Origin of the sequence: Myxococcus sp. AM009, from assembly GCF_013372605.1 — a bacterium.
Classification (GTDB): Bacteria; Myxococcota; Myxococcia; order Myxococcales; family Myxococcaceae; genus Myxococcus; species Myxococcus vastator.
In genome coordinates, this window is sequence record NZ_JABXEP010000050.1 from 1 (window position 1) to 24,199 (window position 24,199).

The window sequence follows — 24,199 nt, forward strand, 5'->3', positions numbered from 1 at the left end:
CCCCTGGGCGGGCCCAGCCCCTACATCCTGCCGGACACGGCTGACGTCGCCTGCCCGCCGGCCGACCTGGCGGATCATCCCCAGGGGGGCGGACGCCGGAGCGCTCGCGCGGGCAGGGGGTGGTTGCGGCATGGGGTGGACTCCTGAGGCCCCTGCGCGCGATTTTCCGCTGGGGTGAGCGGGCGCCGCGGCGGGACTGACCCAGGCACTTAATGACGGGGGGCCGAGGGAGCAAGTTTCCGCATCCCTGTCCAGCCCTTCAATGCAAAGGCGCCGCCGGTTTCCCGACAGCGCCAGCGCTGACCTCAAAACGGTGAATGGCTCAAGACAGCTTCGCGAGCTCCGCCTTCACGGCGTCGGAGATGGCGCGGCCTTCCGCCTTGCCGTGAATCCTGGCGTTGAGGTTCTTCATCACCGCGCCCATGTCCTTGGGACCCTTGGCGCCCGTCTCGGCGATGGCGGTGCGGACCTCGGCGGACAGCTCGTCGGCGGTCAGCTGCTTGGGCAGGTAGTTCTGGAGGATGCTGATTTCAGCCTCTTCCTTCTCCGCCAGCTCCGGGCGGCCGCCCGTCTTGAACTGCTCCACGGAGTCACGGCGCTGCTTGATGAGGCCGGCGATGACGGTGAGGATTCCCGCGTCATCCAGGGCGGAGGCGCCGGGCTCCACTTCCTTGTACTTCACCGCGCTCTTGAGCATCCGCAGCACGCTGAGCGTCAGCTCGTTCTTGGACCGCATCGCGTCCTTCAGGTCCGCGTCGATCCGCTCCTTCAGGGTGGCCATGGTCGCGACTCCGGAGGGTGAGACGTTGTTCAGGGGGACTTCGACGGCGGGAGCCAGGGCACCTGACAGCGGTGGGGCCCCGGCTCCTCGCGCGAGGCACGCGCCTAGAACGACTTGCGGGCCTTCTTCACAGCGCGCTTCTTGGCGGCGAGGGCCTTCTTCTTCCGCTTCACGGAAGGCTTCTCGTAGTGCTCGCGCTTACGGATCTCGGAAAGGATTCCAGCCTTCTCGGTGGCCTTCTTGAAACGCTTGAGAGCGCTCTCGATGGACTCTCCTTCCTTCACTCGGATACCGGGCATGCAGTCACCTCCTTCCGCCGTACGTAGATGTGGGTGTAGATCAAAAGGGGCAGCGGGTATGACCCACTGAGACGGAAAACGCAAGGCCGCTGGACGAAAACGCCAGGTCGGATGGACTACACTGTCCGCCTCGTGAGCCCGGCCCTCCTCCTGATGGTACTCCTGATGACTGGCCAGCAGCAGGGGGGGACGCCAACCCGTGAGTGCTGGATGTCCTGCCAGCGGCACGTGACGGACCCGGCCTTGCGCGCTCGGACCTGTCGCAGCTGCCTGCCGGGCGGCCAGGTGGATTCCTGGGTGCAGGGCCTGGCGGGGCAGCGGCCCATTCCCCGTGCGCCGCTCGTCTCCGCCATGAAGGATCCGGACTGGCGGGTGCGGTGGGCGGCGGTGCGCGCGGAGGCCAGGCGTCAGGGCGTCACGGAGCGCCGGGCGCTGGTGGATTGGGTCCTGGCGGAGCCGGTGTCGTCCAACCTGGACGCGTGTCTGACGGCGGCTCGCGCCGCGGCGGCCGCCGGGGCTTCCTCCGCGAGGTTCCTGCGGGAGGCGGGACCTCGGGGCGCCAACGCCGCGGCGCGTGTGTGGAGGCGCCGGGAGGCCATTCGCGAGGCGCTGGAGCTGGAGCTGTACGCGGAGGACCTGGCGGTTCGGAGCTCGGCGCTGGCCCACCTGGCCGGGTTCCTGGGCCGCAAGCCCGCACGCGTCGTCCTGGACGTCATGGCGACGCGGCCAGCGAGCTTGGATGCGGTCAGCGCCAGCGCGCTCAAGGTGGTGGCCGGGCGCAGCCGGTCGTCGGTGGGGCGGATGCTGCTGGACGAGGCGAAGCCCGCGGAGGAGGCGCGCATCAACCGGCTCTTCGCCGTGTATTCGAAGGAGCTGGAGGGGATGCAGCCGGCGCTGACCGTGGCGGACCCCCTCCAGCGCCGGCGCGCGGTGGAGTCGCTGCGGGTGTACGGGCCGCTGGCGACGCGGGAGCTGGAGCGGGCGCTCGGGGATCCGGACCGGTGGGTGCGCCGGGACGCCGCGCGGGCGCTGGCCGAGGCGGAAGGCGTCCCGCTGCGAACGGTGGCGGAGCGGCACATCGAGTCGCGTGACGCGACCCACGCGCGGCCGTGGCTGGAGGCCATGGCGCGGGAGAAGGGGTGTGCGGCCTTCTTCCTGGGGACGGCCCGGGACAAGGCCCTGTCCGCGTCCGTCCGAGGGGCCGCGCTGGCACAGCTGGCGGACTGTAGCGAGGGGGCTCGGGACCGGGTGTCCTCGGTGGAGTCGTTCCTGACAGATGCGCAGCCGCTGCTTCGCGCGGGGGCCGTGCGGGCCTTGAGCGGTTTGACGACGCGGCAACCGGGCGTGCCGGAGGCCACCTCGCGTGCGCTGAGGGATGGGGCTCCCGAGGTGGTGAGCGCCGCGCTGGAGTTGCTGACGCTTCAGCGGCAGACGTCCCGGGGCGATGACGCCGCGATGCTGCTGGAGTCGGACCATGCGGCGGTGCGCACCGCCGCCGCCGAGGCGCTCGAGCAGATCGGCCGCGCGTCCCATGTGAAGGCGCTGGCCGGGTGCCTGCGGGAGGACGCGGAGGCCGCGGTGCGGGTGGCCGCGGCCATGGCCCTGGGCCGGATCGGTGGCGCGCAGGCGGCGGCGGCGCTGTCGGACGCAGCGGCGCGCGACCCGGACTCCCATGTGAAGCACGTGTCGCGCGAGGCGCTGCGGCGGCTGGGCTTCGGCCCGTAGGCGCCGCGCCCGAAGCTCAGAGCCCGCTGACGGCCTTCGCGTCCACGCGGTTGCGGCCCGCGCGCTTGGCCCGGTACAGGTACTTGTCCGCCGCGGCGATGAGGTCCTCGGGCTGGGAGAAGTCCGAGTCCAGCAGCGTGGCCACGCCCAGGCTGATGGTCACCTTGATGGGCGTGCCACTGAAGACGAAGTCCGCCTTGTCCACGGCGTACCGGCAGCGCTCCGCGCACGCCAGGGCCTGGTCCTCGGCGGACTCGCGCAGCATCAGCGCGAACTCCTCGCCGCCGTAGCGCGCGAGCAGGTCCTCGGTGCGCACCGTGTCGCTCACCCGCTGGGCGATGCGCGTCAGCACGTAGTCACCGGCCGGGTGGCCATACGCGTCGTTGATCTTCTTGAAGTGGTCCACGTCGAAGAGGACCAGCGACAGCGGCACCCGGTGGCGCAGGCAGTAGCTGAACTCCTTGCGCACCGTCTCCAGGAAGTACTTCTTGTTGTAGACGCGGGTGAGGCCGTCACGCGTGGCGGACTCGTAGATGCTGCGCTGGTACTGCTCCTCCAGCGCGTCCTGGATGGAGAACTTGAGGACGGTGTTGGAGCCAATCTGGATCTTGTCGCCGTCGTAGAGCGGGGCGGCGTTGACCTTCAGGCCGTTGAGGTACGTCCCGTTGGTGCTGGCCAGGTCCACCAGCTGGAACCGGCCGTCTCCCAGCGCCACCACCTTGGCGTGCTTGCGGGAGATGCCGTCATCCTCGACCTGGAACTGCGCCTCGGAGCTGCGCCCCAGGACGACCTCGGAGCGGTCCAGCTTGAACATCCGCCCGATGCCCGCCGCGGACTTGGCGCTGATGACGATCAGATAGGCGCTCTGCTGCTGGGCGCTGCCCAGCAGGTCCGAAATCGAATGGACGGAAGTTTTCTCCTCGGACATCGCAGCACCCATCTTACGGGCCGCCTTTTCGCGGCGGCAAGCATACTGCCCGACTCTCCACTACTCTCCTCGGGGCCGCCGGGTGGCCGGGGACCTCCGGGGGGCCTCCGGGGCCACTGTCGGCCTCCCGACGGTCAACTCTCCGGCCACCGGCCCCTGGATGTAGCGCGCCAGGGCCCCGGACGCCCCGGAGTGGTAGGCCAGCCCCTGCATCAGCTTCACCAGGGCCGCCGACGGCGTCATGTCCGCGCCGCCCATCGCCCCGGCCTCCAGCGCCTCCGCTCCGGACTCATACAAGGAGAGGTCCACGCCATTCCGGTGCGCCTGGCTCACCACCACCACCGGGACGCCTCGCTCCCGCGCCTGAAGGAAGAGGGGCCTGAGCGAGCGCCCCTGCTCCGGGTCGATGGGGAAGTTGCCTGCCCCATAGGCCTCCAGGACCAGTCCTCGGACGTGCGGCAGCAACTGGAGCGGCAACGCCGGGTCCAGCCCCGGGTACACCTTGAGGAGGAAGACCTTGGGGTCCAGCCGCTCATGGAGCCGGAAGGCGCCGCGGGGCTTGAGGCCCGGCTCGAAGGTGGCGTCCACGCCCAGGGTGCCCAGCACGGGGAAGTTGGGGCTGTCGAAGGCGTCGTACTCGGAGACCTTCACCTTGCGCGCCCGGTTGCCCCGGTACAGGCGCGAGTCGAAGCAGATGGTGACCTCGCGAGGGCCGTGCAGCGCGGACAGCACCGCGTCGATGAGGTTGAGCCGCGCGTCCGAGCGAATCTTGCCCAACGGGCGCTGGGAGCCCGTCAACACCACGGGGCAGGGCGGGTTGCGCAGCATGAAGGAGAGGGCGCTCGCGGTGTAGGCGAGCGTGTCCGTGCCATGGGTCACCACGGCCCCGTCGAAGTGGGGAAGGCGCGCGTGGAGGTGCGCGGCCATCCGGCTCCAGAGCTCCGGCTGCATCTCCGAGCTGTCCAGGTTGCTGAACAGCTCCAGCTCGATGTCGGCCAGCTCGAACAGCTCCGGCGCGCGGGCCTTGAGCGTCTTGAAGAAGGCCGCGGGCTTCAGGGCGGACGGGCGGCCCCCGGCCATTCCGAGCGTACCCCCGGTATGCAGCAGCAGGACTCTGGGCATGATGAACAGGGGCTTCCCTGCCAAGGCTGGCGTTGCTTTACAAGCCCCGCGCGCGTCGCTAAGACCCGCCGCGTGCTCCTTTCCTGCTGGAAGCGTGTCGTTCCCCTGCTGGCCGCCGCGGTCCTGACGGCCCCGGGGTGCAAGAATCCCGAGAGCGCGGCCCCGACCGGAGGGCAGCCGGCGTCGTCCGCCCCGGCCCCGCAGGCTCCCGCCGCTCCGGCGCCTTCCGAGCCCGTCGCCGCGCCCGTGGACCCGGCCGCCGCGGTGTCGGGCATCCCGGGCATGGACTTCTCCTCGCTGTCGCCCACGGCGAAGCGGGAGCTGGCCACCGTCTTCAATGACGAGTTCTGCTACTGCGGCTGCCCCCACACGCTGGGCGCCTGTCTGAAGTCGCACACCCCCTGCAAGCACGCCCGGCGCATGGCGCAGCAGGCCGCGCGGATGGTGTCCGAGGGCAGCCCGGCCACCGAGGTCATCCTCTCCCTGTCGACGTACTACGCCGCCTTCCGCGACCCGCGGGCGCAGTTCAAGGTGGATGACCGGATGTGCATGGGCCCGCTCAGCGCGCCGGTGACGGTGGTGGAGTTCTCCGACTTCGAGTGCCCGTACTGCGCCAAGGCTCGCCCGGTGCTGGAGGCCTTCGCCAAGAAGCACGCGCAGCAGGTGCGCTTCTGCTACCTGCCGTTCCCCCTGTCCATGCACCCCAACGCGAGGCAGGCCGCCCAGGCGGCGCTGTGGGCGAGGGACCAGGGCAAGTTCTGGCAGATGCACGACGCCCTCTTCGAGCACCAGTCCAACCTCAAGCCGGAGGCAATTGCCGCCCTGGCGACGTCGCTGGGCCTGGACGGCGCGAAGCTGGCGGCGCTGCTGAAGACGGACGCGTACAAGGAGGAGCTGGACGGCTACCGCGGCCAGGGCCGCGCGGCGGGCATCAGCGGCACGCCCGCCGTGTACTTCAACGGACGCGCGCTGGACCTGTCCTTCGTGGAGGCGCAGATGCTGACGCACAGCCTGGAAGACGAGCTGGAGTGGTCCGCCAACAAGAACGCCTGGGCGGCTGACTGACGCCGCCATGACACCCCGCTTCCGCATCGACGCGTCGGCGCAGCTCGTCCCCGAGGACCGGCACGTGCCCTCACCGCTGGCGGGGCGCTCGGGGACGTACGCGCTGATGGCGACGGCGCCCGACCTGCTGGTGTTCTCCCGCACGCCCGCGGAGGGCGGCTCCATCCCGGTGCCGCGCGTGGTGCTGGCGGGGGACGCGGGCGGCTTCCCGCTGTCGGACCTCATCGCCTTCCTCAGCCAGTCGCGCTGGAGCGGCGTGGTGCGCGTCCACTCGCCGGGCGGAGAGCGCTCGGTCACCCTGCGCGAGGGCGAGGTGCGCGGCGCCTCCTCCGACGACCCGGCCGACCGGCTGGGCGAGGTGCTGGTGCGGATGGGCTACGTGGAGCGCGCCCAGGTGGAGGCGGCGCTGCGCGAGCAACCGCCCTCCAAGGTGGGGCGCTCACTGGTGGAGAAGGGGCTGCTCAAGTCGCACGACCTCTTCAAGTGCGTCACCCACCAGGTGAGCGAAATCTTCCACGCCATCGTCCTGTGCCGGGAGGGGAACTTCTTCCTCATCGACCAGTCAGTGGAGGACAAGTCCGGTCACATCATCCAGCTGTCCACGCAGAGCCTGCTGATGGACAGCATCCGGAAGATTGACGAGATGGCGCACTTCCGCAAGCGCATCCCCCACGGTCGGCTGTACGTGACGCGCAAGCGCGCCTCGGACGGCAAGCTGGAGGAGGACGAGGACCGGGTGCTGGGCCTGCTCGACGGCCGGCGCACCATCCTGGAGCTGGGGCACGCCGCGCGCCTGTCGGAGTTCGACGTCACCAAGGTCGTCTTCCGCCTGCTGGAGGGCGGCTTCGCCTCGGTGACGGACAAGCCGCTGATGGTGCCGGGCCCGGGCGTCCCGACGCCGATTCCCCAGCCGCCCGAGCGCACGACGCAGGCCGCGGCGCCGGCCCGCACGCCCGCGCGCGCGGTGGTGACGGTGGACCCGCGCCCGGTGGCCCGCGTCTTCAACTTCATCTTCCGGGAGATTCGCGACGAGGTGGCCAAGCAGGGCATGGACCGCGAGTTCATCGCCGCGGCCAACGCGGCCCTCTCCGGTCAGGGCCTGACGTCGTCGCCGGTGCTGGAGGGGCTGGCCTTCGCTCCGGACGGCAGCCTCCCGGAGAGCAAGCTCATGGAGAGCTTCGAGCGCCACCGCGCCCAGTTGGGCAGCGAGCCCCTGGCGACCTTCCGGCAGGCGCTCAGCGACATGATGTTCTTCCTGCTCTTCCAGGCCGGTGAGTTGCTGGAGTCACGCGCGGACGAGGACCTGGCCCGCCGCGTGAAAGAACTGCTGTCCACGCTCGAGGCATCGTGACGGATTCAGGTTGGCCGCGTCTGACGGCGGAGGTGCCCGGCTGTGGGGGCGCCTTCAAGCTGGTGCCCGAGGACTTCGAGGTGGAGGAGGTCCCCGCCTACCTGCCTTCCGGCGAGGGCGAGCACCTCTACCTCTGGGTGGAGAAGCGGGGCCGTGACACGCGCGAGCTGGTGCGCGCGCTGGCCGCGTCGCTGGGCGTGTCCGAGGACGACATCGGCGTGGCGGGGATGAAGGACCGGCACGCCATCACCCGTCAGCTGGTGTCCGTGCCCGCGCGCGCCGAGCCGAAGGTGCCGGAGTTCGCCCTGGACGGCGTCCAGGTGCTGTGGACGAAGCGCCACGGCAACAAGCTCCGCACCGGGCACCTGCGGGGCAACCGGTTCCGCCTGCGCCTGCGCGGCGTGAAGGACTCCGGCGCGGCGCGGGAGAGTTTCTCCCGGCTGGTGGCGCAGGGCGTGCCCAACTACTTCGGCGAGCAGCGCTTCGGCCGGGCAGGGGACAACGCCGACCTGGGCCGGCTGCTGGTGCTGGGCCAGCGGTTGCCGAAGCGGCCGGACCGTTTCCAGCGCAAGCTGTACCTGTCCGCCTTCCAGTCGCGCCTGTTCAACCAGGCGCTGGCGGCGCGGCTGCGCGCGGGGACGCTGGCCACCGCGCTCGCTGGCGACGTGCTGCGCAAGGAGGAGACAGGTGGCCTCTTCGTGTGCGAGTCACCCGAGGTGGACGGGCCCCGCGTGGACGCCTTCGAGGTGAGCCCGGCCGGGCCGCTCTTCGGACCGAAGATGACGGCGTCCGCCGGCGCCGTGGCCGAGCTCGAGGCGCGGCTGCTGACGGAAGCGGGCGTCACGCCGGACGACTTCAAGCGCGGTGGTGGTGAGACGGAAGGCAGCCGCCGGCCCTACCGCGTCCGCCTGGGCTCGCCCGAGCTGACCGCGGAGCAGACGGCGGACGGCGAGGACCTCTGGCTCACCTTCGAGCTGGCTCGGGGCGCGTATGCCACCGAGGTCCTCCACGAGCTGCTCAAGGACGGCTGAGCCCCCGAAACGACGACGCCCCCGTGGGCGCGAGGCCCCGGAGGCGTCGGGTGCGTCGGGCCCCGGCCAGGTGCGGCCGGGGCAGGGCGGCTGTTATTCCGCCACCTTGAACTCGGTCCGGCGGTTCATCGCGCGGCCCGTCTTGGTGCTGTTGGGGGCAATGGGCTGCGTCTCGCCAAAGCCCACGGCCTTGATGCGGCCCGGGTCGATGCCGCGGCGGATGAGCTGCGCCATGACCGAGTCCGCGCGGCGCTGGGACAGGCGCAGGTTGGACGCGTCGTTGCCCAGCGAGTCGGTGTGGCCTTCGATGCGGATGCGCTTGATCCACGGCGCGTCGCGCAGGGCCTGCGCCACGTCGTCGAGCACCGCGGTGCTCTGCTTGCCGTAGATTTTGTGCGAGCCGGAGCTGAAGAGGATCTGCTTCTTGATTTCAATCCGGTCGCGCTTGATGACGACCATCTTGTACTGCTTGGCGCAGCCGCGCTCCTCCTGGACGCCCGGCTCCTCGGGGCACGCATCCAGCCGGTCCACGATGCCGTCTCCGTCGGTGTCCTTGTCCGCGCAGCCGCCATTCTCCGCCGGGCCGGCCTCGCCCGGGCACTTGTCCTGGACGTCCGGCGTGCCGTCGCCGTCGTTGTCCAGGTCGGGGCAGCCGTCCTCGTCCTGGAAGCCGTCCTTGTCCTCCGGCTCGTCCGGGCACTTGTCGTCCACGTCGAGGACGCCGTCACCGTCCTTGTCGACGATGGGGCAGCCCAGGTTCTGCATGGGGCCGGCCTCGTCGGGGCACTTGTCGGCCGTGTCGACGATGCCGTCGTTGTCGTTGTCCAGGTCGGGGCAGCCGTCCTCGTCCTGGAAGCCGTCCTTGTCCTCGGCCTGGTCGGCGCACTTGTCCTCGTTGTCGGGGATGCCGTCGCCGTCGCGGTCCTTGGGCGCCTCGGCCGGGCAGCCCTGGTTCTCCGGCACGCCGGGGGTGAGCGGGCACTTGTCGTTGCCGTCCAGCACGCCGTCGTTGTCGTTGTCCGGGTCGGGGCAGCCGTCCTCGTCCTGGAACCCGTCCATGTCCTCGGTCTGGTCGGGGCAGGGGTCGTCCTTGTCCAGGATGCCGTCGCCGTCGCTGTCCGTCTCCTCGATGCGGACCACCACCTGCGGCTGTTGCGGTTGCTGGGGTTGCTGCGGCTGCGGGGCCTCCGGCCGCTCGCGGACCAGCACCTGGCGCGGGCCACAGCTCTTGGAGCGTTCCAGCGCGCGGTTCACCGCGGCGTCGGCGGTGCGCGCGTGGGTGTCGGCGCGGCCGCTGTTGCCCTGGCTCAGCTCGCCACGGGCGAAGTCGAGGTGGGCCTCCGCGGTGGCCAGCTCCACGGGCGCGCAGCGCAGGGCGCCGCTACGGCGGGCGCGCTCCACGTTGGCCGCGAGCACCTCCGTGTCCGCGCGAATCTTGCTGCCGCTGACACAGGAGAGGGAGAAGAGGAGGGGAAGCAGCGTGACGAGGAAAGGACGCGTCATCGGGGAGCGCTCGGTCATCACGGGTTCGGAGTGCGGCCGCCGGGCTCGTTGCCGCCGGCCACGGCCATGGCCTTCTCGCGGGCCTCGTTGGCGTAGCGGGAGGCCTTCACGGCGAAGTCAACGCCCGCTTGATAGTCGGAGTACCCCACCTCCTCGCGGGCCTTGCCGATGTACAGGTTGGCGGCGGTCCACTCGTAGGGAGCGAGCTTCTCCGCCCCGGCGGTGCGCGCGGCCTGAATCTGCACTTCAGCGTCGAGGATGTTCGCGGTGGACTTCACGGGGCCGCACGCGGTGAGCGTCCCCGACACCGCCACCAACGCCATCAGCTTCTTCATAGGGTGGCGCCTTGAGAGAGAGGTGAAACCTGACGGTCGTATCAATCGCCCTCGGGAGGGTCAAGAATCGGGCAGACGCGCCGGCCGGGGGGCCGGGCATGTGGTGGGACTTTGACGGCTGGCTCCGCCCTTGCCATCGTCGGGGGCCCGTGCCTTCGTCCGTCCGCCTCGTCCTCCTCCTCTCGCTGCTCCTCCCCTGGACCGCCCTGTCTGGACCGGCGTCCGCCGCCAAGCGGAACTCCCGGCGCGCGGACACGGACGCGGTCATCCAGACCGTGGTGCGGGGTGGCGCCGTCCCCGCGGCCATCTCCCGCCTGCGCTTCCTGCGCGAGGAGGCCTACGCGGCCCGGGAAATCGCCTCCACGCTGCGCACCGTCCACGAGGAGCGGCTGCGCCGCAACCTCGCCGCGGTGCTGGCGGGGCTGGGAACGCGCGCCGCCGAGCCCACCCTGGCGGGCCTGGCGTCGGACGAGGACAGCGCGGTGCGGATGTACGCGGCGCAGGGTCTGGCGAAGCTCCACAGCCGGCTCACCCAGGTGCTGGTGCCGCTGCTGGAGGACAAGAGCAGCGGGGTGCGCCGCGAGGCGGCGCGGGCCCTGGGCGCCTCGCGCAATCCGAAGATGGGCGCCTTGCTGGTGAAGACCGCCCGGAAGGAGCCGGAGCTGGAGGTGCGCGCGGCCCTGCTCGCCGCCGTGGGGGAGGCGGGGGACGCCAAACAGGGGCCGGCCCTCAAGGAGTTCCTCGCCAGCGATTCGGAGAGCACCCGCTTCGCGGCGGCGCGAGGCCTGTGCCGGCTGGGCTCTCCGGACGGCTTCGCCTTCGCGGGCAAGCTGCTGGGCTCCGACGACCGCTTCGTGCGCCGGCAGGGCCTGGAGCTCTACGAAGGTGTCAGCGCGAAGAAGGCCGCGCCCGCGCTCAAGCCGCTGCTGGAGGACAAGGACCGCGTGCTGGCCGCCAGCGCCGCCCGCATCCTCCACGAGGGCGGGGACGCGTCGATGCTGGAGTGGCTGGTGCTGGCGTCGTGGAACGCGAAGTCCGACGAGAAGCTCGCGTACGAGCGGGAGCTGGAGACGCTCCAGCTGCGTGACGACCGGCGCAAGGCCATCCTCCGCAAGGCGGGTGTCGCGCAATGAAGGTCGCCGCGGTCCTGGCCGCGGCCCTGCTGTCGCAGGCGCCCGCGGTCTCTACGCCCTCGGAGGACGTGGGCGCCCGGCCGGTGAAGCCCAATGGCTGGGTGGGGCTGGGCGCACAGGCGCGCGCCGCGCTCGTGTCGGAGGACGCGGACGCGCCGCTGGCCGGGCGGCTGCTGCGGATGAGCGAGCGCTTCATCAACACGCCCTATGTCCTGTCGCCGCTGGGCGAGGGCCAGGGCGTGGACCCCGACCCCACCTTCCGGCTGGACGCGGTGGACTGCCTCACCTTCGTGGAGCAGTCGATGGCGCTGAGCCTCGCGGGCAGCGAGGACGAGGTGGCGCCGCTGCTCGAGCGCATCCGCTACGCGAGCGCGCCCACCTATGAGGACCGCAACCACCTCATGGAGGCGCAGTGGCTGCCCAACAACATCCGAAAGGGCTTCCTGTCGGACGTGACGCGGCGCTACGCGGGCAATGACGCCGTCAAGGTGACGAAGTCGCTGACGGAGCGCACCTGGCAGTCGCGCTCGTCGCAGGCGCTGGGCCTGCCCAAGGCGCGGCAGGTGGTGGGCACGTACTCCTTGAACATGCTGCCCCTGGAGCGGGTGATGGCGCACGCGCGCGACATCCCCTCGGGCACCATCCTGGTGGTGCTGCGGGAGGACCTGCCGCTGAAGGCCACCCGCATCACCCACCTGGGCTTCGTGGTGCAGCGCAAGAAGCGCACGTACCTGCGCCACGCCTCGCGCGGGGGCTACAACCGCGTGGTGGACGAGGACCTGGAGACGTTCCTGGCCCGCAACGGCCGCTATTCGAAGTGGAGGGTGACGGGCGTCAGCCTCTTCGAGCCCCGCCGCCCCGCTGTGCCGAGCGGCGGCTCGGTGTCGCGCCCGGTGCCCTGAGCGCCGTTCAGGAGGCCGGTGGCGGCGCGGCGGCGGGGGACTCGCTCTCCCGCTCCTCGGCCTCCGCGGCGGCCGCGGCCTCGTCGTTCGTGGCCAGCTCCCGCAGGCGCTCCTGCTCAATCAGCGTCGCGGCCCGGACCTGCAGGTCGGCGGGGACGTGGATTTCCCACCAGGGCAGCACGTTGCCGGTGGTCAGCTTGTCCACGACGCCCGAGCGGCCAGCGCGCACCAGGACGGGGATGTTCGCGTCCTGGAGGAGCTGCGCGTAGGCCTCTGCGGTGAAGGGGTCCTCCGCGGAGCCGGCCCGGACGAAGACGCGGGTATCCAGCTCATGCGGGAGCGGCAGCCCCCTGCTGCGCATCTCCTCCGCGCTCACGAGGAGCGGGTTGCCTGGACAGTCAGCGCACGCGTTGACGCCGTCCTGATACTCGGAGCCGCACCTGGCACAGTATTTCATCGCCGTCCCTCCAGCCCGTGGGTGTCTGGAGGAAAATAGTAGGTCCGCGACGCGTGGACGGCACCCGGGGCCCGTCACTTCGTTCAGTGCCGCGCCTCGTCGCCCAGCCTGCACACCGCGGCGCTGAGGCGCTCCACGTCGATGGGCTTGCGCAGCACCACGTCACAGTGTTCAGAGCCCTGCACCTGGGTGTAACCGGACACGAGGATGACGCGGGCCCGGGGTTCGCGCTCCTTGACCTTCTGCGCGAGCTCGGTGCCGCACATGCCCGGGAGCGATTCGTCCGTGACGACCACGTCGGGGTGCTCGGCCTCGAACATCTCGAGGCCGGCCAGGCCATCGGTGGCCGTCTTCACGTCGAACTCCGACTCCAGGAGCTCCGCCAGCAGCTCCCGGCTGTCCCCGTCGTCCTCGACCAGCAAGATCTTGATTCGCTCGGCGCCCATGCCCTTGAGAAACCCGCGCCGCGGCGGGATTCGTCCTCCCCGGGTACGGGCGCTCCGCTGCCCAGCCGCCCGGGGAGCAGGGGGGCGTCACGGGGGCTCCACGAATGGACAGGGGGTGGCTCACCACCGGGCGTCAGGCTGCCCATCTTTGGGCTCGGAGGAAATGCCATGAAGGTGTTGCTGCGTGGAGTGCACCTGGACCTGTCGGATGCTCTCAAGTCGTATGTCGACGAACACCTGGTGCGCCATATCGAACGGTTCGCGGATGACGAGGCGGCGGAAATCGACATCTCGCTGGTGGACACCAACGGGCCCAAGGGGGGCGTGGACAAGGAGTGCCGGGTCACGGTGCGAATGCCCGGGCTCTCCTCGGTGCATGTGACGGAGACGGCGGACTCGTTGTTCCCCGCCATCGACGCAACGCGTGACCGGTTGGAGAAGAGCCTCAAGCGCATGCTGGGGAAGCGGCGCGATGTCCACACCAACGGCCTGCCCGAGGACGTGGCGGCCGACGTTCCCACCTACTAGTCGCGGTTGGCGGCGGCATGAGCCCGGCCTCCCAGGTTGTACACCTGGCGGCCGGGCTTGTCTTGTCCAGTGCCCGAATCTTGCTGGGGCCGAACGGTGAACGCTATAAGCGGAACCCTTCAACCTCGGGCTAAAAGGACGGCGATGGTCCGCCTCAAGTTCCTCGTCTTCGCATTCCTGGTCATCGGACTGGGCGTTGCTCATCTGCCGATGCTGTCGGGACCGCTGCGCGAGCGCGCCGTCGCCGGTGCATCGGCCCAATCTTCCGCGGGCGCCGCCGAGGTGGCGCGCCGTGTGGATTCTCGTCGTGCCGAGGTGCAGTCGCTGGCGCTGAAGCTCGCGGCCATGCCGGAAGTGGTGTCCGCCGCCGCGCCGCCGCTTCCTGAACAGCCCGCGCCGCGCAGCCAGCGCGAGCGTGAGCGCGCCGAGGCGGAAGCCGCCGCCGCCCGCGTCTTCACCGCCGAGCGCTTCGCCGCGGTGCGCGGCGCCGTCGAGGCCTTGGTGCCCCCGGAACTCAAGGGCGCGGTGGTGGCCGTGGTCTCCCAGGACACGCAGTTCCACGCGGTGGCCGGGGCCGAGCCGTCCTCGGACGCGGCGAAGCTGGACGTGGTGAGCCTCGTCAAGTCCGGTGCCAGCGTGGTGGATGCCTTCGGTGCGCCACACGCGTTCGCCGCGGTGCCGCTGTCGTGGCACGCCGGGGCGCCCGCGGTGACGCTGGTGCTGGGCGCGCCGCTGCTGGACGAGGGCGGGCTGGAAGCCGCCGTCCAGGCGTCGGGCGTGGCCGCGCTGGCGCTGGTGAAGGGCGACGCGCTGGCGGGCGTCGCCGGTCCGCAGAAGCTGCTGGCGGAAGGCTCGCTGACGAAGGTCGCCGCGGAGGCCTCGGGTGTGGTGCTTAGCACCGGCAAGCTCCTGGAGCTGGGCCCAGTGGCGCTGCCCGTCTTCACCCAGGGTGACCCCCTGGGCGGGAGCGCGCCGTTGATGGTGGGCTCGCGCCGCGCGCTGGCCAGCACGCCGCTGGAGGTGCTCGCCATCGCCAGCACGGAGCCGGTGCTGGGCGCGCTGGCCGCGTATCAGCAGAACGCGCTGTTCGCCCTGGCGGGCCTGCTGGGCCTGAGCCTCCTCTGGACGCTGATGATGGGCTCCGGCCGCAAGGCAGATGACGCGGAGGCGTCCAGTGGCAGCTCCGACACGCTGAGCCTGTCGGCCGCCATGGCCTCGGCGCCCGCTCCGGCCGCCGTCACGCAGCCTCCGGCCCCCGCGCCCGCCGCCGACCCGTTCGCCTTCGCGCCGCCGCCGGCCGCTCCGGCGCCCGCCGCGGACCCGTTCGCCTTCGCGCCGCCGCCCGCGGCTCCGGCGCCCGAGGCGGACCCGTTCACCTTCGCGCCACCTCCCGCGGCTCCGGCGGCCGCCGCCGACCCGTTCGCCTTTGCTCCTCCGGCCCCCGCGCCCGCGGCGGACCCGTTCGCGCTGCAGGCGCCGCCGCCATCGGGAGACCCGTTCGCGATGTCGCCCCCGGCGCAGGCGCCCGTGGGAGACCCGTTCGCGTTCGCCCCGCCGGCTCCGCCTCCTGCTCCCGCGGCGGCCCCGTTCGCCTTTGCCCCTCCGGCGCCCGCGCCCGCGGCGGACCCCTTCGGCTCGGCCGAGGCGTTCCCGTTCCCCGCGCCGCCGCAGCAGCCGCCCGCGCACGCGGGGGCGATGCCGTTCGAGCCCTCGCCCGAGGCCTTTGGTGGCCCCGAGGCGCTGTCGCCCGCGTCCCCTCGCCGGGGTGCGTTCGCCTTCGAGGACCAGCCCACGGCGGCGTACTCGCTGCAGCAGGCGGCGGACCCCTTCGCCCTGGCGGCCTCGCAGGCCGCGCCGGACAGCCCGGAGACGACGCGCGTGGCGGCGATTCCGCGCGAGCTGCTCCAGGCCAGCGCGCGGCCTTCGACGTCGGACGCCATCCCCATGCCGCCGCCGCGCTCCGCCCCTCAGCCCGCCGCGATTCCGCTGCCGGGCCTGGGCAACTCCGCGGTGGCGCTCACCGACGAGCAGCACTTCCAGGATGTCTTCCGCGAGTTCCTCACCACCCGTGAGCGGTGTGGCGAGGCGGCGGACGGCCTGACGTACGACAAGTTCGTGCAGAAGCTCCGCAAGAACAAGGAGCAGCTCGTCCAGAAGTACGCGTGCAAGACGGTGCGCTTCCAGGTCTACGTGAAGGAAGGCAAGGCGGCCCTCAAGGCCACGCCCGTCAAGGACTGAGCCCGCGCGCGGCCCTGGCCGCTGCTGAAGCGCGGAAGGCCCGTGGTCTCCTCGAGAGGCCGCGGGCCTTCTCGTTTCGGACGTTCGCGTTGGCCGCCTTCGGAGCCAGTGGTTATAGAGGCCCGCGGAGGCGGTTCATGCACAACGCGGTCTATCTGGGGATTGCCATCGTCGCCGAGGTGGTGGCGACCTCGGCGCTCAAGAGCTCCAACGGCTTCACGCGGCTGGGTCCGTCCCTCCTCGTGGTGCTGGGCTATGGCGTGGCCTTCTTCTGCCTGTCCTTCGCGTTGAGGACCATCCCCACGGGCATCGCCTACGCCATCTGGTCCGGGGCGGGAATCGTCCTCGTCTCCGGCGTGGCGTGGCTCCTTCACGGCCAGCGTTTGGACGTCCCCGCGCTCGTGGGCATCGGGCTCATCCTGGCGGGCGTCATCGTCATCAACACCTTCTCCAGGTCGGCGGCGCACTGAGGCGCCTGGCGGAGTTCGCCCGGGAGACGTCGTTGATGTCAGGAGGGGACGATGCAGACGCGGTACGTACCGAACCTGACGGGGATTCCGGAGACGATGCTCTGGACGCTGCACTGCCGGGCAGGGGAGGCGAAGCGGCCGGACGGCGTCCTGAAGGACGCGGAGGCGCTGCGCATCTACGGCGCCATCGACTACGACTTCGAGAAGTCCTTTGGCCGCGCGGAGCCGTCCCTCGCGATTCGCGCGGTGGCGATGGACCGGTGCATCCGCGCGTGGCTGGCCACGCACCCTGACGGCTTCGTGGTGTCGCTGGGAGAAGGGTTGGAGACGCAGGCGCAGCGGCTGGACAACGGGCAGCTGCGCTGGCTGAGCGTGGACCTTCCGGAAGCCGTGGCCATCCGGGAGCGCTTCCTCACGCCGAACGAGCGGCTGATGCACTTCCCGGTGAGCGCGCTGGACCGCGCATGGATGGACCGCGTGGACGCCAGCAAGGGCGTGTTCATCGTCGCGCAGGGCCTCTTCATGTACTTCGAGGAAGACGACGTCCGTCGGCTCATCGTGGACATCGCAGAGCGCTTCCCGGGCGCCGAGCTCCTCTTCGACACGATTCCCCGCTGGTTCTCGCGGTGCACGCTCAAGGGGCTGCGTCGCACTCGCGCGTACCAGGTGCCACCCATGCCCTGGGGCATCAACCGTGACGTGCTGGAGGCGACGCTGCGGCGGTGGGCGCCGCGAATCCGCCAGGTGGAATTGAAGCCCTACAGCTTCCCGCGGGGCTTCTTCCGGTACGGTTACAGCGGTCTCAACATGCTGCCCTGGGTGAAGGAACGGTTGCCCGCGCTGGTCCACGTCCGCTTCGCGGAGCGCAGCGTCTGAGTCAGGCCGTGCGCGGCAGCACGAGGCTGAAGCGCGCGCCGTGGCCGGGCTCTCCGCCCACCTCCAGCTTGCCGCCGTGCTCCTGGAGGATGCGCGAGGCGATGGCCAACCCCAGGCCGGTGCCGCCGTCCTTGGTGGTGAAGTAGGGCTCGAAGATCCGGGCGCGGTGCTCCAGGGGGATGCCGGGGCCGGTGTCCTCCACCTCGACGATGGCGTCGGCTTCGGTGGAGCGTACGCGCACGCGCAGGGTGCCGCCCGTGGACGTCATGGCCTCCTCGGCGTTCTTCACCAGGTTCACCAGCACCTGGGTGAGCTGGTCGCGGTCCGCCCGCGCCACCACGCCCGTCTGGAGCGTGGGCAGAATCTGGATGCCGGCTGGAGGCGTGGCGTACAGCGCCAGCACGCTCTGCGCCAGTTCGCCCAGGTCCACCGGCGCCAGCTGCGGCTTGGGCATCCGCGCGAAGTGGCTGAACTCGTCGACGATGCGGCGCAGCCGGTCCACTTCCTCCAGCACCACGCCCGCGCTCTCCTTGAACATGTCCGGGAAGCGCGGGTGCTTCGCCTCCTGCGCGGCCTGGAGCGTCTCCAGCGACATGCGGATGGGCGTCAGCGGGTTCTTGATTTCGTGCGCCAGCCGCCGCGCCACTTCCTGCCACGCGGCGATGCGCTCGCTGGCCATCAGCCGCTCGGTGGTGGCCTTCAGCTCGGACGTCATGCGGTTGAACGTCCGCACCAGCTCGCCCACCTCGCCGCTGGCCTTCACCGTCACCTGGGACTCCAGCGCGCCTTCGGCCACGCGGCGGGCGCCCTCGGTGAGGGCCTCCACGGGCCGCGTCATCCACCGCGACACCAGCAGCCCCAGCAGCACCGCGAAGGTGCCGCCCAGCGCCGCCAGCAGGAGAAAGGCGCGCATGACGCCCTGCTCCGCTTCCCGCGCCGCCGCGCGGCTGAAGACGAGCCGCACCGTGGCCGCTTCCCCCAGCGGCAGCGACTTCGTCACCGTCGGCGGTTCGGCGGTGCCCGCGCTGGCCAGGGGCGTGTCACCCACCAGCAGCGCCACCTGCGTCTGGGTGAGGCGGGCCAGGTGCTGCGCCAGGCCCTCATCGAGCAGCACGCCGCCCACGGCCCACAGCCGCAGGTCCCCGAAGTCCACCGGGCGCGCGGTGACGAGCGCTGGGAGCTGACGCAAGCCGGAGGCCGTGCGCACCTCCACGCGCACCGGCACGGGCCGGGGGGACTTCTCCCGCGTGACGGCGAAGAGGGCCGGGTCCGGGTCTCCCCGGCGCGCGGGCAGGTGGCCGGAGGAGAGCACCCGGCCGTCGCGATCGAAGAGGGCCAGCACGCTCAGGCCGCGGCTCTTCATCAGGCCCTCGGCGGTGCCGGCCTGGATGGCGCGGGTGGGGCGCTCCCGGGCCTCGCGGGCCAGGTCCTCCATGATGGTGCTGTCCACCAGCTCCTCCACCGCGCGGCGGGCGGTGGCACCGGAGCGCTCCAGGGACTCCTGCGCGGAGGCGGTGGCGGCCTCCATGCGCGCGTCCAGCTCGCGCGACAACGTGTCGCGCAAGCGCGTGAGGGTGAGCGGCACGACGACCGCGAGTGGAACCAGGGCCAGCAGGGCGAAGGCGAGCGCCAGCCGCGTCCTCAAACGCATGCCGTTCTCCTCAAGGACGTCCTCCCATCGCCGTCCCCTCCGCTGGAAGCACGTGCAGTCCGTCCAGCGAGGGCAGGCCTTGTGCGTCCATCATCACCCCGCCCACGTCTGGCGCGAAGCGCATTCCCAGCCCCTGCGCGTACAGGGGGACCAGGGGCACGGACGCGGCCAGGGCCAGGGCCCGCTCGCGCGCCCGCGCGTCCCGCGCCGCGGAGGACGCAAGCGCGCCGATGGCGGGCAGCTCCACGCCCAGCAAGTCCTTGCGCCCACCCGCGTCCAGCACCACCGCCAGCGCGGGCCCGGGGATGGGCGGCAGCAGCAGCGCGTGCAGCATCAGCTCGAAGTCGCCCTGGGCCCAGCGGGCGCGCAGGGCCGCGCGGGGGAGCGCCTCCAGCGCCACGGTGTAGCCGCGCTCGTGCAGCTTCACCTGGATGCGCTCCGCCACCGCGCGCTGGTCCTCCACCGAGGCGTCGTAGCGCAGCGTCACCGTCCTCGCGGGCCTCGCCGACGGCGCGGATGGCCGGGGGCGCGCGGGCGCGTCCAGCATCGCTGGCGGGAGCAGGTGCGGCATGGGCTGCGCGGGCGCCTGGACGAAGAGGCGGGTCAGGTCCTCGCGGTCGATGGCGCTCTCCACGGCCTGCCGGAAGTCCGGGGGCAGCCGCCGCGGGGAGAAGGCCAGGAAGGTGGCGTAGAGCGGCGCGCCGGCCGTGGTGTCCGTCTCCGCCGCGACGCCCAGCTCCACCTGGACCTGCCGGGACGACCACAGCCGGGAGAGGCCGCGCTGGTCCGTGGCGGTGAGCAGCAGCCGGTCCAGGTACGGGCGCCCCTGAGGCCAGGCCGTCCGCGCTTCCAGGGCTCCGCGTCCCGCGGCGGTGAAGGGGCCCAGGGCGCTGGCGGAGGCGGGCGGCGCCAGCGCCGGGTGGCACAACGCGCGCTCCAGGTCCGGCCAGGGGTAGGCCAGCGCAAGCTCCAGCGTGGTGCCCCGCGGCGTCACCTGCCGCGCCTCGCCGCGCAGCGGATGGAGGAGGGCCCGGTACGGGGATGCGCCGTCGTTGCTCGCCAGCCGCATCCATGCCCGCGCGAGTGCGGTGGCGGACGCGGGGTCAGGCAGGGTGATGCGCAGGGACTGGGGTGTGGGGCGCGACAGCTCCCGCGCGAGCGCGGGCTCGAAGCCGCCGTCCCGCGTGGCCCGGCACACCGGGGGGGACAGCAGCCCCAGCAGGGTGGCTTCCAGGGGCGTGTCGGCCAGCGCGGGCTCGGCCACTTCCGGCGGGCCGTCATGGGCGACGCGCAGCTCGCCCCCGTAACGAGGACGGCCGGCCGCCTGCGCGGACGCGGACGCGAGCAACGCCAGGCAGGCCAGGGTGGAGCGGAGTCTCATGGCGCCCCCTGGCGCAGGAGGAACAGCTCGCTGGTGCCGTCCGGCTTCCAGAGGCCCACGACGACGTCGCGGCGCTGGTCGCCGTCCAGCCGGGCCGTCACCACGTACAGCGCGCGGCCCGTGGGCAGGGCGCCCTGCCACAGCGGTTCCTGCGTGCCGGGGTCGTCCCCGGAGGCGCCGTGCACGCGCAGCACGTCGGGGGAGGGCGCGAGCTGGGTCGAGGTGGTGATGAGCTCCGGCACGCCGTCCCCATCCAGGTCTCCCAGTGCGCTGCCGGCGCCCAGGTTTGTCCATCGTGCGGGGGCCGCGCCGGCGTGCGCGTAGAAGGCCGCGGTGCCATCCGGGTGGACGAACAGCATCCGCTGGCCATCCAGGCTCGCGGTGGTGAAGGGCGCGGGCACCGTCAGCGGGCGGCCCTCCGCCAGCTTCACGGTGGGCGCGAAGGCCGTCTGTCCCGGAACGAAGGTGCCTCGCTCGGTCGCGCCCAGCGGCGCCGTGTCCAGCGTCCCCACGGCGCGCAGGGTGGCGCGGGCCTTGTCCAGCGCCAGCAGCTCGCCGTGCGCATGGCGGGTGCTCCACGCGGCCAGCCGGGGTGGCCCCGGCAGGAACGCCAACGCGCCAAAGGGCTCCCGGGTGGTGGCGCTTCCAGCGGGCAGGGTGTCCAGCGCCTTGCGCGCGACGAGCCGCCCCTCCGCGTCGAAGACGGAGACGTCATGCTCCGTGAGGGCCACCACTTCATCGCGGCCATCGCCGTCCAGGTCCCCGGCGGCGAGCGCCGCCAGGGGATGCTCCAGCCGCGCCAGCGCCGCGCCCAGCAGCCGGATGCCGCGAGGCCCCGTCTCCGGGGGGGAGGTGGGCGGAGCGCCTCCACTCTCCAACGCGAGCGCCAACACGGTCGGGTCCGCGGGCACCGTCTCCACCAACGTGGCGGCGGGCTTGGGCGAACGCGTGGGCGTGCGGCCGGACCAGAAGTTCACCCAGGTGCCAATCAAATCCCCCCGGGCGCGCAGCTCGCCACCCTCCACGTCCAGCGAGAGCCGCACCAGCGTCCGGGCACCGCCCGCGCGCGCCAGCGTCTCGGCGGCCTCGGCCGTGGGCGCATCCAGCACCACGGGCGACAGGCCCGCGGAGGCGAGCTGCGAGGCGAGCACCGTGCTCACCGCGCGGCGAAGCTCGGCCGAGCCGCCCGTGACATTCACGGCCACCGGCGCCTCCACGCCACGCTGCGCGCGCACGGCTCCCGTCACCTGCCGGGCGAGCCGGGGGATGGCGGCGGTGGTGTCGGCCGCGGGCGCCGCGAGCGCGGCCAGCGCGGGGGCGAGCAGCAGGGCTCGGGCAGGGCTCACAATCCCCGCCTGTTGCCTTCGTCGAGGAAGAACTGGTCGGTGGTCACCTGCCCCGGCGGTGGCGCCTCCGCGGTGGGCTGCGTGCCTTCGAGGAAGGGCTCCAGCCGGCCCGGGACGGAGTTGCCCGCCAGCAGTCCGCTGATGGGGTCGATGCGCACCTGCACGACGCCAGGGGGCACCTCGAACTCCCGCGTGGGCAGCCCTTCGTGGGCCACGCGCATGAACTGGAGCCAGATGGGCAGCGCGGCGCGGCCACCCGTCTCACTGCCGCCCAGCGGCGCGTTGTTGTCGAAGCCCACCCACGCGCTGGCCACCCAGTCCGCCGTGTAGCCGGAGAACCACGTGTCACGGGACTGCTGCGTGGTGCCCGTCTTGCCAGCGGCGGGGCGCTCCAGCGCGAGCACGGCCCGGCCCGAGCCGTCCTCCACCACGCTGCGCATCAGCGACGTGGTGAGGTAGGCCACCGCGGGCGGCAGCGTCTCCTCGAAGGCCGGCTGGTGCTCCTCCAGCACCTTTCCGCGCGCGTCGCGCACGCGCAGCAGCATCAAGGGCTCCGCGTAGCGGCCACTGGCCTGGAGCGTGGCGTAGGCGTTGGCGGCCTCCAGCATCGTCACCTCGCCGGTGCCCAGGGCCAGCGTGAGGTTCTCCGGCAGCGGGGAGTGGATGCCCGCCCGGCGCGCGAAGTCGATGGTGGTGGCCGGGGTGAGCGCCTCGATGAGGCGCACGGACACCGTGTTCTTCGACTTGGTGAGCGCCTCGCGCAGCGTCATCGGCCCCTGGAACTGACGGTCGTAGTTCTGCGGCTTCCACGTCTTGCCCGTGTACGGGTCGCGGACGGCTTCGGGGGCGTCATTGACCTTGGACAGCGGCGTGTAGCGGCCACTGCCCATGGCGGCGGCGTAGAGGAACGGCTTGAACGACGAGCCCGGCTGCCGCTTCGCCTGTGTGGCGCGGTTGAAGGACGAGCGCTCCGCGTCATAGCCGCCCACCAGCGCCACCACGTGCCGGTTCTCCGGGCGAATGACGACCAGCCCGCCCTGCACCTCGGGCACCTGGTCCAGCGTCGCTTCCACGAAGGCCGGCGCGGGCGGCGCCTTGAGCACGCGCACGAAGACGAGCTCTCCCTCCGTGAAGACGTCGGAAATCTTCTTCGGCGCGCCCTTGCCCTTCCGCCGCGCCCAGGTGACGGACGCGAAGGAGACCTCGGCGGTGCGGCCCACCAGGTCCACGCGCGCCACCTTGCGCTTGTCGTCCACCTGCATGACGTAGCCCGTGAGGCGCAGGCCTTCCTCCATGGGCTTGAGGCGCACCGACTGCGCCAGGAGTTGGTCCGCGGAGAGCGGCGCCTCGTCCTCGGGCGTCAGGTCCGGCCGCTGCTCCTCGGTGCCTTCCTCTTCCAGCGGGTCCAGGGGCGCTCCCGCAAGCTCGGGCGCCTTCGGTGCTTCCTTCTCCACCTTCGCCAGCGAGGACAGGTCCGCGACGTAGCCCTGGTCCTTCTGCCGGCGGCCCGCCTCCTCGATGCGCGTGGCGATGAGGGCCCGGTAGCGCTCCCACTGGCCCTGCTCCAGCGCGCCACGGGGGCCGCGGTAGCCCTGGCGCCGGTCCACCGCCTCCAGCCCGTCGCGCACCGACTGCTCCGCCGCGAGCTGGAGCTTGGGCACCATGGCGATGTCCACGCGCAGCCCGCCCTCCATCACCACCTGCTCTCCGTAGCGCGCGATGAGCGTGCGGCGAATCTCCTCCGTGTAATACGGCCCCGCCACCTTGCCCCGCCGGGGCGCCAGGACAATGGGCTTCTCCTTCTCCGCCTCCACCACGTCCGCGGACACGAAGCCGTTGCGCGCCATCTGGTCCAGCACGTAGCGCTGACGCGACTTCGCCCGCGTCATGTTCGTCACCGGGTTGATGCGGTGCGGGAGCTGCACCGTGCCCGCGAGCACGGCGGCCTCGCCCACGTTCAAGTCCTTGGCGTGCTTGCCGAAGTAGAAGAGGGCCGCCTCCTCCATGCCGTAGCGGCGCTGCCCGTAATAGGACTGGTTGATGTAGAGCGAGAGAATCTGGTCCTTGGTGAGCGCCTCCTCCACGCGCGGCGTGAGAATCCATTCGCGCGCCTTGCGGGAGAACGTGCGTTCGGGGGACAGCAGGAGGTTCTTCACCACCTGCTGGGTGATGGTGGACGCGCCGGACTTGCGGCTGTTGGGGATGAGGTTCTTGATGGCCGCGCGGGTGATGCCGAAGAAGTCCAGGCCCTCGTGCTTGTAGAAGTCCGCGTCCTCGGCGGCCAGGAAGGCGTTGCGGACGTGGGGCGGCAGGTCCTCCACGCGAATCAACGTGCGCCGCTCGCGCGCGAACTCGGCGCAGAGCGTGCCGTCACCGCACGTCACCTTCGTCACCTGCGGCGGCTGGTAGTTGCGCAGCGCGTCCACGGAGGGCAGGTCCTGGCTGTAGTACGCGTAGCCGCCCGCCACGGTGATGGCGCCGAGCACCAGGCACACGACGCCGGTGATGAGCAGCCGCTTCGTCCAGCGCCACAGCCGGGCACCGAACCCCGGTCGCGGAGGCGGCGCGGGGGGAGTGGGTGTGGAGGAATCGGGCGAAGAGGGCATCTGGGGAGCCGTGCTCATTGCGTTG

General features: G+C 71.9%; 22 protein-coding genes. 10 read left to right on the forward strand and 12 right to left on the reverse strand.

Features of this window, described 5'->3' with window-relative positions:
- Positions 1-322: 322 nt before the first annotated feature.
- Positions 323-781, reverse strand: a complete 459-nt coding sequence (locus tag HV824_RS14725; protein ID WP_176419170.1) for a GatB/YqeY domain-containing protein — start codon at positions 779-781, stop codon at positions 323-325.
- Positions 782-885: 104 nt separating this feature from the next.
- Positions 886-1,080, reverse strand: coding sequence for a 30S ribosomal protein S21 (rpsU, locus tag HV824_RS14730; RefSeq protein WP_002614080.1), 195 nt, complete (start codon positions 1,078-1,080; stop codon positions 886-888).
- Between the two features lie 111 nt (positions 1,081-1,191).
- On the opposite strand from rpsU, the gene HV824_RS14735 reads away from it, so the two are divergent.
- Positions 1,192-2,805 carry a HEAT repeat domain-containing protein gene (locus tag HV824_RS14735; RefSeq protein ID WP_176423552.1) on the forward strand — a complete coding sequence of 538 codons (1,614 nt, stop codon included), beginning with the start codon at positions 1,192-1,194 and terminating at the stop codon, positions 2,803-2,805.
- Between the two features lie 16 nt (positions 2,806-2,821).
- Here HV824_RS14735 and HV824_RS14740 read toward each other — a convergent pair whose 3' ends face one another.
- A complete protein-coding gene (locus HV824_RS14740; protein WP_002640842.1) occupies positions 2,822-3,745 on the reverse strand; it encodes a GGDEF domain-containing protein in 924 nt (307 codons plus the stop codon).
- A gap of 48 nt (positions 3,746-3,793) precedes the next feature.
- Positions 3,794-4,855 (reverse strand): asparaginase, encoded by a 1,062-nt coding sequence (locus HV824_RS14745; protein ID WP_176419172.1) that lies wholly within the window; start codon positions 4,853-4,855, stop codon positions 3,794-3,796.
- A gap of 72 nt (positions 4,856-4,927) precedes the next feature.
- Here HV824_RS14745 and HV824_RS14750 point away from each other — a divergent pair, with 72 nt between their 5' ends.
- The 3 genes from HV824_RS14750 to truD are packed head-to-tail and all read left to right on the forward strand — an operon-like array spanning position 4,928 to position 8,302.
- On the forward strand, positions 4,928-5,920 hold the full coding sequence (locus HV824_RS14750) for a DsbA family protein (RefSeq protein ID WP_176423553.1): 993 nt from the start codon (positions 4,928-4,930) through the stop codon (positions 5,918-5,920).
- Between the two features lie 7 nt (positions 5,921-5,927).
- Entirely contained in the window at positions 5,928-7,271 is a 1,344-nt protein-coding gene (locus HV824_RS14755) for a DUF4388 domain-containing protein (RefSeq protein WP_176419174.1), read from the forward strand.
- A complete protein-coding gene (truD, locus tag HV824_RS14760) occupies positions 7,268-8,302 on the forward strand; it encodes a tRNA pseudouridine(13) synthase TruD (RefSeq protein WP_176419175.1) in 1,035 nt (344 codons plus the stop codon). The genes HV824_RS14755 and truD overlap by 4 nt, the downstream gene beginning before the upstream one ends.
- Positions 8,303-8,395: 93 nt before the next feature.
- Here truD and HV824_RS14765 read toward each other — a convergent pair whose 3' ends face one another.
- Entirely contained in the window at positions 8,396-9,805 is a 1,410-nt protein-coding gene (locus HV824_RS14765; RefSeq protein WP_176419176.1) for an OmpA family protein, read from the reverse strand.
- Between the two features lie 17 nt (positions 9,806-9,822).
- A complete protein-coding gene (locus HV824_RS14770) occupies positions 9,823-10,140 on the reverse strand; it encodes a DUF4398 domain-containing protein (RefSeq protein WP_163785162.1) in 318 nt (105 codons plus the stop codon).
- Between the two features lie 98 nt (positions 10,141-10,238).
- Between HV824_RS14770 and HV824_RS14775 the strand changes: the two genes are divergently transcribed.
- Together HV824_RS14775 and HV824_RS14780 are read left to right on the forward strand one after the other, a co-directional pair.
- Positions 10,239-11,273: a HEAT repeat domain-containing protein gene (locus HV824_RS14775; protein ID WP_176419177.1), complete on the forward strand. Its 1,035-nt coding sequence runs from the start codon at positions 10,239-10,241 to the stop codon at positions 11,271-11,273.
- The gene (locus HV824_RS14780; RefSeq protein ID WP_176419178.1) at positions 11,270-12,175 is read left to right on the forward strand and encodes an N-acetylmuramoyl-L-alanine amidase-like domain-containing protein; all 906 of its coding nucleotides are present in this window, start codon (positions 11,270-11,272) and stop codon (positions 12,173-12,175) included. Before HV824_RS14775 ends, HV824_RS14780 begins: the two co-directional genes overlap by 4 nt.
- Positions 12,176-12,182: 7 nt before the next feature.
- Here the strand turns inward: HV824_RS14780 and HV824_RS14785 are convergent, their stop codons facing one another.
- Together HV824_RS14785 and HV824_RS14790 are read right to left on the reverse strand one after the other, a co-directional pair.
- Positions 12,183-12,632, reverse strand: coding sequence for a hypothetical protein (locus HV824_RS14785; RefSeq protein ID WP_176419179.1), 450 nt, complete (start codon positions 12,630-12,632; stop codon positions 12,183-12,185).
- Between the two features lie 83 nt (positions 12,633-12,715).
- Entirely contained in the window at positions 12,716-13,078 is a 363-nt protein-coding gene (locus tag HV824_RS14790; RefSeq protein WP_176419180.1) for a response regulator, read from the reverse strand.
- 168 nt (positions 13,079-13,246) lie between these two features.
- Between HV824_RS14790 and raiA the strand changes: the two genes are divergently transcribed.
- The 4 genes from raiA (at position 13,247) to HV824_RS14810 (ending at position 17,190) form a co-directional block, all read left to right on the forward strand.
- Complete coding sequence (gene raiA / locus HV824_RS14795) at positions 13,247-13,606, forward strand: ribosome-associated translation inhibitor RaiA (RefSeq protein ID WP_176419181.1); 360 nt, start codon at positions 13,247-13,249, stop codon at positions 13,604-13,606.
- 144 nt (positions 13,607-13,750) lie between these two features.
- Positions 13,751-15,844, forward strand: a complete 2,094-nt coding sequence (locus HV824_RS14800) for an MXAN_5187 family protein (protein ID WP_176423554.1) — start codon at positions 13,751-13,753, stop codon at positions 15,842-15,844.
- A 137-nt stretch (positions 15,845-15,981) separates the two neighbouring features.
- A complete protein-coding gene (locus HV824_RS14805) occupies positions 15,982-16,314 on the forward strand; it encodes an SMR family transporter (protein ID WP_176419183.1) in 333 nt (110 codons plus the stop codon).
- A gap of 51 nt (positions 16,315-16,365) precedes the next feature.
- On the forward strand, positions 16,366-17,190 hold the full coding sequence (locus HV824_RS14810; RefSeq protein ID WP_176419184.1) for a class I SAM-dependent methyltransferase: 825 nt from the start codon (positions 16,366-16,368) through the stop codon (positions 17,188-17,190).
- Between the two features lies 1 nt (position 17,191).
- Here HV824_RS14810 and HV824_RS14815 read toward each other — a convergent pair whose 3' ends face one another.
- Genes HV824_RS14815 through HV824_RS14830 form a run of 4 tightly spaced genes read right to left on the reverse strand, consistent with a single transcriptional unit; the run spans position 17,192 to position 24,192 of the window.
- The gene (locus tag HV824_RS14815) at positions 17,192-18,841 is read right to left on the reverse strand and encodes an ATP-binding protein (RefSeq protein ID WP_176419185.1); all 1,650 of its coding nucleotides are present in this window, start codon (positions 18,839-18,841) and stop codon (positions 17,192-17,194) included.
- A gap of 10 nt (positions 18,842-18,851) precedes the next feature.
- Positions 18,852-20,222 (reverse strand): peptide ABC transporter substrate-binding protein, encoded by a 1,371-nt coding sequence (locus HV824_RS14820; RefSeq protein ID WP_176423555.1) that lies wholly within the window; start codon positions 20,220-20,222, stop codon positions 18,852-18,854.
- Positions 20,219-21,568, reverse strand: a complete 1,350-nt coding sequence (locus HV824_RS14825) for a VCBS repeat-containing protein (protein ID WP_176423556.1) — start codon at positions 21,566-21,568, stop codon at positions 20,219-20,221. The genes HV824_RS14820 and HV824_RS14825 overlap by 4 nt, the downstream gene beginning before the upstream one ends.
- The gene (locus HV824_RS14830; RefSeq protein WP_217917399.1) at positions 21,565-24,192 is read right to left on the reverse strand and encodes a penicillin-binding protein 1A; all 2,628 of its coding nucleotides are present in this window, start codon (positions 24,190-24,192) and stop codon (positions 21,565-21,567) included. Before HV824_RS14830 ends, HV824_RS14825 begins: the two co-directional genes overlap by 4 nt.
- Between the last annotated feature and the right edge of the window lie 7 nt (positions 24,193-24,199).